Consider the following 625-nt stretch of genomic DNA (forward strand, 5'->3'; position numbering starts at 1 on the left):
GGTGTGTTCTCCGTCCGGCGGGTTGGGACCGCCGTATCCGCGTTCACCGTAGCTGTTTTTCCCTTCGGTCGCACCCGTTGGTGACTCTCCCTCGGCGATGTCGGTAGTCTCGGGGTCGATATTCCAGACGACCCAGTGGTCCCACACCTTCCCCGCCGGCTTCACCGCGTCGGGGTCGTCCATCACGAGCGCCAGTGACGCTGCATCCGACGGGACGCCGCTGATTTGGAGCGGAGGACTTACGTTCTGGTTCGTGTAGCCGTATTTCCGGGGAATCGAACTCCCCTTGTCAAACGCCGGGCTTCGGAGTTTGAGGCCGTTCCGGCGATCACCTGAGCCATCAGGTATCATGCCACACACTTGGTGGACCAGTGACAAAATGGTTCCTTCCGTGATAACGACGGATTACGGTTCGAGTGCCACGCGGACACCAATCCCGTCCGGGTCAGAGACGGAAAGCGAGTCGCCGTCACCCTCGACTGCGTACCCGTGTTCTTCCAACGAATCGCGGACCGCGGTGAGTGTCTCGGCGTCGGGAACGACGACTTCGAACCACTGGATACCGTGACTCTCACCCGCGGGTGCGCCCCGGTCGCTCCACCCCGTCCCTTATCCCCATCTGACG

General features: G+C 62.1%; 1 protein-coding gene and 1 pseudogene. Both read right to left on the reverse strand.

Features of this window, described 5'->3' with window-relative positions; all coding sequences use genetic code 11:
* A partial coding sequence (locus QT222_RS00140; RefSeq protein WP_491475915.1) for a YbhB/YbcL family Raf kinase inhibitor-like protein occupies positions 1-351 on the reverse strand: 351 nt, incomplete at its 3' end.
* Positions 352-405: 54 nt separating this feature from the next.
* Positions 406-600, reverse strand: a pseudogene (locus tag QT222_RS00145) (VOC family protein); the annotation flags it as partial.
* Positions 601-625: the final 25 nt, after the last annotated feature.

It is taken from the genome of Haloferax sp. s1 (genome assembly GCF_058382125.1).